At 39.9% G+C, this 11,323-nt stretch carries 7 protein-coding genes; all 7 read right to left on the bottom strand.

Translation table 11 applies throughout. The features are described from left to right. On the bottom strand, nucleotides 1-218 hold a 218-nt coding region (locus A3IA_RS0106785), incomplete at its 3' end, for a transposase (RefSeq protein ID WP_018380569.1). 443 nt (nucleotides 219-661) lie between these two features. Beyond that, a complete protein-coding gene (gene glpK, locus A3IA_RS0106780; protein ID WP_018380568.1) occupies nucleotides 662-2,173 on the bottom strand; it encodes a glycerol kinase GlpK in 1,512 nt (503 codons plus the stop codon). 1,238 nt (nucleotides 2,174-3,411) lie between these two features. Next, nucleotides 3,412-3,669 carry a DUF896 family protein gene (locus tag A3IA_RS0106775; protein WP_018380567.1) on the bottom strand — a complete coding sequence of 86 codons (258 nt, stop codon included), beginning with the start codon at nucleotides 3,667-3,669 and terminating at the stop codon, nucleotides 3,412-3,414. 178 nt (nucleotides 3,670-3,847) lie between these two features. After that, nucleotides 3,848-5,884 carry a glycine--tRNA ligase subunit beta gene (gene glyS, locus A3IA_RS0106770; RefSeq protein WP_018380566.1) on the bottom strand — a complete coding sequence of 679 codons (2,037 nt, stop codon included), beginning with the start codon at nucleotides 5,882-5,884 and terminating at the stop codon, nucleotides 3,848-3,850. A 462-nt stretch (nucleotides 5,885-6,346) separates the two neighbouring features. Further along, entirely contained in the window at nucleotides 6,347-7,264 is a 918-nt protein-coding gene (gene glyQ / locus A3IA_RS0106765) for a glycine--tRNA ligase subunit alpha (RefSeq protein ID WP_018380565.1), read from the bottom strand. A gap of 731 nt (nucleotides 7,265-7,995) precedes the next feature. Then, nucleotides 7,996-9,144, bottom strand: a complete 1,149-nt coding sequence (gene nagA, locus A3IA_RS0106760) for an N-acetylglucosamine-6-phosphate deacetylase (RefSeq protein WP_026217604.1) — start codon at nucleotides 9,142-9,144, stop codon at nucleotides 7,996-7,998. A 320-nt stretch (nucleotides 9,145-9,464) separates the two neighbouring features. Further along, nucleotides 9,465-11,096 carry a Na/Pi cotransporter family protein gene (locus A3IA_RS0106750; protein ID WP_018380562.1) on the bottom strand — a complete coding sequence of 544 codons (1,632 nt, stop codon included), beginning with the start codon at nucleotides 11,094-11,096 and terminating at the stop codon, nucleotides 9,465-9,467. Between the last annotated feature and the right edge of the window lie 227 nt (nucleotides 11,097-11,323).

Here is an 11,323-nt window from a genome sequence, read left to right as displayed (position 1 = left end):
AACTTGTAAATATCTTTTAGTAAGAGATACTTGAACATCATGATAGGAGAGTAGGCACGACGTCCGAAGTCAGGTTGATAATTCTTTTCCAGCTCATCATAAATAAAGCTAAAATCACAGAGTTCCGTTAGCTGCCGTAAAAAATGAGTTTTAGGAACAACAATATCATACAGAGTAGAATAGGGACTAACATCTAAAGTCAACTGATTATCAAGCATATCATCACCTCAACTTTAGTATAGCAAAAAAAGCCATCAAACGATGACTTTTTCAGTGGGCTCTCAAATTGGTTTTCTCTTTTTAAATCTGACGAATCAAGCTAAAAATTATTCTACCCTATTCTCTCACTATCCAAAGTATACTCCCCTCTCACCTGTTCAAATTGTCGGATACCATATGTTATATTATGGTGTCGTCCAATATAGAAATGATAGGGATGACTTTTAAACTCATAGCTTATCCTTGAAAAAATTGTACCTATCAAAAACATCTCAAATAAGATATTACTCCATTAAAGGGATACCCCTTGCTCAGCAATTAGTCTAAATACAGTGCTAGTCACTTTTGAGCATATACTTTTAAACCTTGAGTTTTAAAATGATACGTTTGATGTCCTTAAAGGCATTAAGCTATCTCTCAGTGCTAGGCTATTTTCAGGACATTAACTTTCATCTTCAGCTGTATAAACTTGTGTCGCCCTAACGGCACGTTTCCAACCTTTGTAAAGTTTTTCTCTGCGAGAGGGCTTCATTTGGGCTTGGAAACATTGCCCCGCTTCATTAAGTGCCTTAATCTCTTCAATGTCTTTCCAGTAGCCTACCGCCAATCCTGCTAAGAAGGCTGCACCAAGAGCCGTTGTTTCCAAATTTTTAGCGCGTGTAATGTCTATCCCAAGAATATCTGCTTGGAACTGCATAAGGTAATTATTCATCGCAGCTCCACCATCCACACGCAATTCGGGAATAGCAATCCCAGAATCCAATCGCATGGTATCAATCACATCACGAACCTGATAGGCAATTGATTGCAGCGTTGCTTTAACAAAATCTTCCTTACTACTGCCACGTGTCAAGCCAAAAACTGCCCCACGGGCATCAGAATCCCAATAGGGTGCACCTAACCCTGTAAAAGCAGGAACAACGTAGACTTCATCCTCATCTTTTGACTGTAAAGCCAGACTTTCAGATTCTGATGACTGTTCAATCATGCGAAGACCATCACGAAGCCATTGGATGGCAGAGCCAGCAATAAAAATAGATCCCTCTAGGGCATAGTAAACTTTTCCATTAATACCATATCCAATTGTCGTCAACAAGTTATGATTTGACAATTGCATCTCTTCCCCCGTATTCATAATGATGAAAGAGCCTGTTCCATATGTATTCTTAATCTTTCCTTTTTCAAACGCCAGCTGTCCAAATAAAGCTGCTTGCTGATCTCCCGCCATTCCTGAGATGGGAACACAGCCTCCATAGAAATGAAAAGGTGCCGTTACTCCGTAAATCTCTGAATTGGATTTTACCTCCGGTAGCATGATTTTAGGAATATTAAGAAGGTCTAAAATCTCATCATCCCATCTCAATTCCTTAATGTTATAAAGCATTGTCCGAGCAGCATTGGAATAATCTGTAATATGAGCCTGACCGTCTGTCAATTTCCAGACTAGCCAAGTGTCAATCGTACCAAATAATAATTCTCCTTTTTCAGCTCGCTCCTGTGCCCCAGGCACCCTGTCTAAAATCCAACGCACCTTTGTTGCGGAGAAATAGGCATCAATCACCAAACCTGTTTTTTCATGAATCATGGCGGTATAACCATCTTTTTTTAGCTGTTCTGCCAGATCAGCTGTTTGGCGCGACTGCCACACAATGGCGTTATAGATTGGAAGCCCCGTCTCCTTATCCCACACAACCGTTGTTTCACGCTGGTTTGTAATCCCAATTGCCTCTATTTGATTGGGTTTGATTCCCGACTCAATGAAAGAACTGGCTATCACCGATTGCACCGAATTCCAAATTTGATTAGCATCGTGTTCAACCCAACCAGCTTTCGGAAAAATCTGTGGAAACTCCTTCTGGCTCGTACTGACACTCTGCCCTTTTTTATCAAAAATAATAGCTCTTGAACTTGTCGTTCCCTGATCAATAGCCATAATATACTTTTTTTGAGACATTCTCGTCCTCCTCTTTAAACAATAAGTAAGCGTTTCCTAACTCTTTTACTATATCAAAACTACGGCAATTCTGCATTTATTTTACGACTTTATCTACCTCATACGATTTGCTTAACACCTAACCACATCAGAAAAAATCTATCCGACAGGCTCTCATCACAGCAATCTTCCTGATTTCCAAACTCACGTTTTTCATCCCGAAGACAATAGCTAGTTTCTAACGGCTATTATTACCATTTTTAGCTAAAAACATCGTGCCAAAATGCTCGCTCAACTAAACTAGTCTACTGGCTCTTGCGATAAGTTTTTCTAACATAACTACCATAACGCATAAAGTTACAGTCAAGGAAGACTTAGTGACAAACGAAATCACTCTACAACAATTAGCTCGTGGACTCTATAATAAATGAAAAAGCACCTATAGATTCCAATCCAACTGCTATGAATAATTCATTTTACACTCAATAAAAATCAAAATTAGACTAGGCGATGCAGATAGGCGTAAAATTCATCAAATCAGGTCAACAAGGGGAAGGTCTGAATGTGATTTTCAAAAAGTATAAAACAAGCTGAGGACAGATTGTTGCCAACCCCTCAAAAAAGAGGGGCTCTATAGTTTCTCTAGTGGATAACGCCACTGCAAAAATTATAGAGTTTTTTGTGAGTTTGAAAAATGGTGAAACTGGGCTGAGAGGCAGAGGGAATGGTTCAAATATAGTCAAATGAATTAACTTTCAGACAAGAGCGGACAGTACTTGAGTAGGGCAAGTTGAAAGTGATTATGTATCAAAGTTAATTCAAAAGACTATAATACTTGTTTTAATTCGTTTCATTAGTGTGAAGATAGCGTTTGTTTCATGGTATCCATGATAGCTTTGCTAAACACTAGAAAACCAAAAGAGCTATAAACACAATAATGCTAATACGCTTCGAAAATCAAAAACAGACCTTGTTGACTTGATGTAATGACGTTCAGTTCTGTCTGCTATCTATGTCGCCTAGTTTGTTTTTGATTTTCATTTATAGTCAAATGAATTAACTTTCAGACAAGGAACGGAAGATGCGGGCAGTGCTTGAGTACGACAAATAGGAAGTGACCGTGTATCAAAGTTAATTCAAAAGACTATAGTATAAATAAAAAACCTAAAATCATCAATGTCAGACTTTGATTTTAGGTTTTTGGTTAGATTTAATAAGCATTAAGAGCCTTTTATCACCTTTGAGTTTTCTTTAAGCGATTAAGATTCAGGGTCATCTAAACGACGACCATGTAAACCTTTTTCACGTTGGACTTGACGGAGTTTTTCCGGTGTCACATCATTACCATTTTCATCAACTAATTTGATGCCTTCAATGTGATGACGTAGTGATTTGCGATAGCCGTCAATATATTCACGGCGGAGTTTCTCCTGCTCAACTTTTTCCTCACCAGTGAGACCAACTGTTTTTTTCTTTTTCGCTAGTTCATTAATGCGATTGATTTTAGCTTGATCCATCTTAAGATACTAAGCCGTATGCGCCCCCATGAAAATAGGAATCCCAGCGACGGTATTCACCCCTAACTGGCTATTCTCTTTTTCACAGAGACATAGACGAATTCATTTCGACTGCTACGGCTTCCCTTTCTTTGTTTATTTAAGAGACATACGGTCATAGCCCGTAATTCTTATCTTCTTATTTACTGTTCAACTGATTAAAAATAGCCACGTAACTTGCTTTGTCTGCTAAGTTTTTCAAAAGCGCTAGACGATTAGCTTTAAGGGCTTCATCATCAGCCATTACCATAGTATTGTCAAAGAAATCTGTGATAAGAGGTGCTAAAGCAAAGAGCGCTTCAACGTTGGCAAGCATGTCATGGCTAATTTCTAGATTTTCAACAGCTGCATTGAGGGCTTTTTCTTGCTCATTTTCAAAGAGACTGGCAGTAATTGTAGTATTTTCAGCTTTCTCAGCCAAATTGAAAACACGAGATAAGCTCTCAACGGCTTCTTTGTAGCCGGGTTCTTTTGATTTTTGGAAAATAGCAGAGCTGGCAGGTAGTTGTTCTGTTACCACGTAGTTAGTACTGTCAAGAACGGCTGTCCGAATGTCTTTTGGAATGGCTTTATCCATCATTTTATCCACACGCGCGCGGATAAAGGTCATAACATCAGCTTTATTTTCATAACTCAAACTATCAAATGACAATGCATAGAGGTCATTGATCAATTCATCTAAAGGCATTTCCCAACCAAAGGCAGCCAAGATACGAACGATACCTGCTGTGGCACGGCGAAGGGCATAGGGGTCGTTTGAACCTGATGGAATGAGACCAACTGAGAAAAATGATAGGAGCGTATCTAGCTTGTCAGAAAGCGCAAGAATGGCACCAACTTTAGTTTCTGGCAATTCTCCATCAGCTGAACTTGGCATGTAGTGCTCACGGATAGCTGTCGCAACAGCAGCTTCTTCACCAGCTAGAAGGGCGTATTTTTCCCCCATGAGCCCTTGAAGTTCATCAAATTCACCAACCATACCAGTCAAAAGATCAAATTTATAGATCTCAGCTGCACGAGCTACTGCCTTACTTTCATCAGCTGAAAGAGCAGCTTTTTCGGTCAAATACTTAGCGATAAGCCCACTGCGCTCCATATGCTCAGCCAGAGAACCGATTTTTTCATGGAAGGTAACGTCAGCCAACTTGGCTACCAAGTCTTCAATCTTAAGTTTTTGATCTTCACGCCAGAAAAATTCTCCATCTTCCAAACGCGCTACAAGAACTTTTTCATTTCCCTTAACCACGTTTTCGATGTGTTGATCGTTCCCATTACGGACTGAGATAAAGTTGGGTTGCAACTGACCATTTTGATTGCGCACTACGAAATAACGTTGGTGATTTTTCATTGATGTTACTAACACTTCTTCAGGCACATCAAGGTATTTAGCGTCAAAAGCACCCATGAAAGCTGTCGGGTATTCAACCAAGTTAAGCACCTCATTAAGAAGGTCTTCATCAATCTCAACTTGAACATTCTCAGCAGCTTCGATAGCTTTGATTTGTTCAACAATCATATTCTCACGCTCTTTGGCATCAGCGATAACAAATTGCTCACGCAAGTCATCTTCATACGATGTTGCTGAAGCAATCTGCGTTTCTTGACCAAGAAAACGGTGTCCACGGCTCACACGACCTGAATGAATACCCAAGAAATCCATGTCCAAAGCCTTATCGTCTAAGAGGACGGTCAAAGTATGAACCGGACGAATATATTCAAAGCTGTTTTTAGACCAATGCATATTAACGGGGAAAGTCATTTGATTAAGGACTTTTGGAAGGTCAGCTAGCACCTCTTCTGCTGGTTTACCAGCTTCGTTTTTAGTGACATAGAGGTATTCTACACCCTTCACTTCACGGAACTCAATAGCATCAGTGGTCAAGCCTTTCCCACGAACAAAACCTTGAGCTGCTTTGGTATAATTTCCCTCGTCATCAAGGGCAATCTTCTTAGCAGGGCCTTTGAAATCCTCAGTCAAATCAGTTTGTTGGTCAGCAAGACCTGCCACACGCGCAGCTAAACGTCGAGGCGTTGAAAAAGTCTTGATGTCTTCAAACGAGAGACGATTGTCTTTAAGGAAAGCGGCAAGACGCTCTCCAAGTTGTTGCTCACTTGGTGTGACAACATAGGCTGGAAGTTCCTCCAGACCAAGTTCAATTAAAAGATTTTTTGTCATTTTTCTTTCCTTTTTTCTTTTTGCCAGTTATCTTATGAAGCACGGTACACAAGCAAACCAATAATTTCATAGCTAAATATAGGCTTTTGAATTGACTTTGATACATGGTCACTTTCGACTATTCATACTCAATGGAAATCAAAAGCAAACTAGGCGACACAGATAGCAGATAAAACTGTCTTCATCAAAGCAAGTCAACAAGGTTTGCTTTTGATTTTCGAAGAGTATCATGCACTATCCGCGTCTCACTTTCTTGTTCTGAAAGTTAATTCATTTGACTATAAAAAGTTAGAGTTCTTGCGTTTATCTATGCCATTATCAAAACTAATGATACTTTTAGCACAACAAAACTGACGCTACGAGCGACTCTTAGTCACTATAAACTCACTGGGCTTATAATGTTTTGGTACTTACTTGTCTAGTCTAAAGTCGCATCTGAAAATGTCTAGATAGATTACTTCACTATTTTGCATCTTCAGCTAGAAGCTCCGCTCTTGTTGCTTCATCAAGCAAGGGAAAGCCAAGCTTTTTGCGTTCTGAGACAAAGGTTTTAGCCACGATACGAGCTAGATTACGGATACGAGCAATATAGCCCGCCCGTTCAGTAACAGAAACTGCACCACGCGCATCTAAGAGATTAAAAGTATGAGAACATTTGAGGACATAGTCGTAAGCTGGGTGAACCAGTCCCTCTTCCAAAGCACGTGCGGCTTCTTTTTCAAATTTATCAAAATTTTCAAGCAACATGTCCTGATTTGACAATTCAAATGAGTATTTTGAATGCTCATACTCAGGCTGCAAGAAGATTTCGCCATATTTGACACCTGGAGCCCACTCAATATCATAAACTGAATCCACCTCTTGGATATAAGACGCCAAACGCTCCAAACCATAAGTAACTTCAGAAGTTACTGGTGAAGTCGCCAGACCTCCCACTTGTTGGAAATAGGTGAACTGGGTGATTTCCATACCATCAAGCCATACTTCCCAACCCAGACCAGCTGAACCAGTTGATGGGTTTTCCCAGTTATCTTCAACGAAACGGATGTCGTGTTCTAATGGATTGATTCCTAATTTTTCCAAAGACTCAAGGTAAAGTTCTTGAATATTTGACGGTGACGGCTTCATAACCACTTGGAATTGGTGGTGTTGGTAAAGACGGTTAGGATTTTCTCCATAACGACCGTCTGCTGGACGACGTGATGGTTCTACATACGCAGCATTCCAAGGCTCAGGACCTATAGCACGAAGGAAAGTATAAGGACTCATAGTCCCCGCACCTTTTTCATTATCATAAGCCTGCATCAGCATACAGCCTTGGTCATTCCAATATTGTTGTAAAATCAAGATAATTTCTTGAAAGGTCAATTTCTTTGACATACTATTCTCCATTCTTTTGATTGCTATAGTTACTTGCGACACTTTAGCCACTGAAACCCTATTTTTAAAAAGGTCAACACCAGTGCATAGACAGGTATAGTCTTTTGAATTACCTTTGATATATGGTCACTTTCGACTATTCATACTCAATGAAAATCAAAAGCAGACTAGGCGACACAGATAGCAGATAGACCTGTCTGCACCAAATCAAGTCAACAAGGTCGGCTTTTGATTTTCGAAGAGTATCATGTACTGTCTGCGTCTTTTTCCGTTCCTTGTTCTGAACGTTAATTCATTTGACTATAAATCGCCCTCGTGATTGCCATTTGTCAGTTTGACTGACAAGGACATAATGATATTGTCACGATGAACGGTTAATTTTGTAATTCATATCTTAACTTCTTTTCCCATATAAGCAGTTGAGTGACATCTTAAAACGCTAACACCAAGTTTTAGCGCAGTATGCAAAAGAACCACGCTTTTCCACTCCTATGCCTATTGACATAGGGGCGTCAAAACGCGGTTCCACCCTAATTTATCACTTACTTAATATGCTAGCTCAGTTTACAATAACAGAAAGTGCCAAGTCTTTATTTTGCTCTACCTGGCTCTCACTACTCCAAGCTCGCTGTTAGAACGCCCTAAAGCTTTCTTTCTCTTTTTGAAAGTATATCAAATTAGAAGCTGATTGTCTATTTTTTAAGAAAAATAGTAGCATTTTAAAGCCTTTTTTATGCTTGGTAGACTTTTTGACCATTTAGATAGGTTGCCACCAACTCCAAATCATTATCCAAAACAATGAAATCGGCTTGGTAACCTCGACTTAATTGCCCACAAACATCATCAATTCCAACAGATTTTGCTGCAACATAGGAAGCCATTTTAATAGCTTCTTCAGGCGTAGCAATCCCCCAACGAACAACGTTTTTAAGTCCATCTTTTAGTTCAAGAATTGACCCCGCTAAATTACCAGTGTCTTTCAAACGCGCCGTTCCTTTTTCTACGATGACTGGAAATTCACCCAACATATAATCGCCATCAGGTTGACCTCCTGCACGCATACAGTCTGTAATTAAGGCAACATGATCATGTCCTTTTTCACGCATGAGGATTTCACTGGCAACAGGTGAAACATGGTGACCGTCCGTAATTAACTCAGCATAGGTATTTGGAATATTGTAGACAGCACCGACCATACCCGGTTCGCGGTGAGTGAGTCCTCTCATGCCATTGTAAGCGTGAACCCAAACAGAGGCGCCAGCTTCAACAGCCTTTTTAGCTTCAGCGTAGGTGGCATTGGAGTGACCCAGAGCCACCGTCACTCCTTGCTTGGTGACTGTTGAAACAAACTCTTCAACACCTTGGCGTTCTGGAGCTAGAGCAATCTTTTTAATACGCCCTCCTGCTGCATGCTGCCATTTATTAAATTCTTCCAAACTTGGATCAAACATATAAGAGGGATTCTGCGCTCCTTTGTATTCCTCAGTGAAATAAGGTCCTTCAAAATAAATACCTTGAATTTTAGCACCTCTAACCTCATCAGCCACACCTGCAATGGTTGCAGAAACTTTTTCTAATTGCTCAAACGTAGAGGTCAAAGTAGTTGGCAGAAAAGATGTAACACCTGTTGATAACAATCCTTCACTGATGGCATGAATACCTTGTGCTGAATTATCCATCACATCCCATCCCGCAAAACCATGTATATGAGTATCTACCAAACCAGGGGCAACTTGATAACCTGAATAATCAATAATATCACCCTCAGCAGGCTCCTGACTCTGCCAGTCACCAAAACGACCATCAGTAAGTTGAAGATAACCTCCTTCTTTGGTTTCATCTACAAAATAAAATCGATCTGCTTTTACATATTGTGTCATTTCTGTACTCGCTTTCATCCTTTTTTTCCTATTATACGCTCTTAAAAAATTTTTTCAACTGGTATATACCAAAAATTTGTTAATGGACAAAAAAATAAAAAGGCCCTGTAGACCTTTCAGAACGTAGACAGCCCCCTGAAAATTTGATAATTTGGGAAATTTTGCAGGGACTCGGATAATACTTAACCTTTTAGGAACCTTGTTAGTCACTTTTGGCGGGAGTTTGCGATTGTCTTTTTTGGCGACAAATAAAAAAGATTGGAGAAAAATGTCCAAAATGAACTTTTTCTTCAACCTGAAAGATTCTGTAGACCTTTTCATTAGATAACATCTTCAATAACTTTTTCAACCAAGTTGATACCATGATCAGAAATACGTGTGTAGTGAGATAAGATATCCACATAGCTAATACCAGCTTGCGCTGAACATTCACCTCGGTTGAGACGTTTAGTATGGACACGACGGTATTGACGTTCCAATTTGACAATCTCTTTGTGTCGCTCCAAGAGTTCACCAGCAAGAACTTTATCATGGTCAACAACGACACGGATACTATCCAAGACCAAACGGTGTGTCATCGTATACATTTTCTTAAGTTCTGCCTGAGCTTCTTCTGAGAAGATAACATTCTTAGCCAGTGTTTCCGTCGTTAATTGTGCCAACTCATTAGCATGATCAGCGATACGTTCAAGGTCACGGGAGGAATCAAGAGAGCTTGCTAGCACTTCATTTTCACTTTCGTTAAGCGCTTCGTTTGAAATATCAATTAGGTAACTTGTCAATTCTTCGTCAATCGTATTTACGGCATTTTCATATTTTTCAACCTTGGCAGCATACTTACTATCAGATGATGAAATATAAGCGTATGAAGCCTCTAAAGCTTGAACGGAATAGGAAGCCAGATGAACCAATTCGCGTTTAGCATTTCCAAGAGCGATAGACGGCGCTGACGTAATAAGACCACGGTCGAGGTAGAGGGCTTCGTATTTAACGACTTCGTCTTCACCAGGAATAACTTTCGTCACAATGTATGCTAAAGCCCCGATGAAGGGAAATTGAACAACGGTATTGGTAATATTAAAGGTACCATGGGCAAAGGCAATGGTCATCTCTTTTGTCAAGCCCAAGTGTCCCTGAAACCATTCGACCAGGTGTGTAAATGGCGCTAAGAGAATCAAACAGATGACAGTACCAATAACATTAAACATAACATGGGCACCAGCCACACGCTTAGCAGCGATGTTTGACCCTAAAGCTGCCAAAACCGCTGTGATGGTTGTTCCAATATTATCACCAAACAAAATAGGTAGGGCACCATTCAAATCAAGCAAACCACCTGCGTAAAGACTTTGTAAAATACCGATTGTCGCTGATGATGACTGAATAAGAACTGTCAACAGTGTACCAATAAACACCCCTTGAAGAGGTTTGTCGCTTAAAGTGATCATATAATCACGAAAAGCAGCGATTTCTTTGAGGGGTTCCATAGCATCTCCCATAAGGTTCAAGGCGAAGAAAAGACCACCAAGACCAAAGAGGATCTTTCCTAGATTGTTGAGTTTACGGCTTTTCACAAATAAGAATAATACCGCACCCACAAACAAAATAGGAAGTCCATAATCTCCTAATTTAAACCCAATCAAGAAGGAAGTAACTGTCGTTCCGATATTGGCACCCATAACGATACCAATAGCCTGTCGTAGCCCCAGAAGTCCAGCTGATACCAAACCAACCGCAATCGCAGTCACACCCGAACTTGATTGAATCAATCCAGTAATCACAATCCCAATCAAGACTCCCAAGAAAGGGTTGCTGGTGTATTTGTCAATATAATAACGTAATTTATCCCCTGCAGCCTGTTGCAAGCCATCCCCCATGTATTTGATACTAAAAAGGAAGAGACCTAGACCACCTAGGAAGGTAAAGGCAATTTCTTGCCAGTTGATAGACATATGTTTATCCCCAAACTTTTTTATTTTGTCTACTAGACAACACTTCTATTTTAATAGAATATGATAAAGGGCACAAGGATTTTTTTAAGAAATCATAGGAAATCATTAGTTAAGGTTGGCATTAAAAGTTCTAAAATGAAGTTAGCCACTTAAAAGTATGAAAAAACACCTCAGAGAGATATAATTGTAATCACCACAAAAACAATTAGAAGGACTCTGAGATGCAA

The sequence above is a fragment of the Streptococcus thoraltensis DSM 12221 genome, assembly GCF_000380145.1.
Taxonomy (GTDB): Bacteria; Bacillota; Bacilli; order Lactobacillales; family Streptococcaceae; genus Streptococcus; species Streptococcus thoraltensis.
Note: the sequence above shows the minus strand (reverse complement) of the source record. Positions and strands in the feature narration are given on the sequence as shown.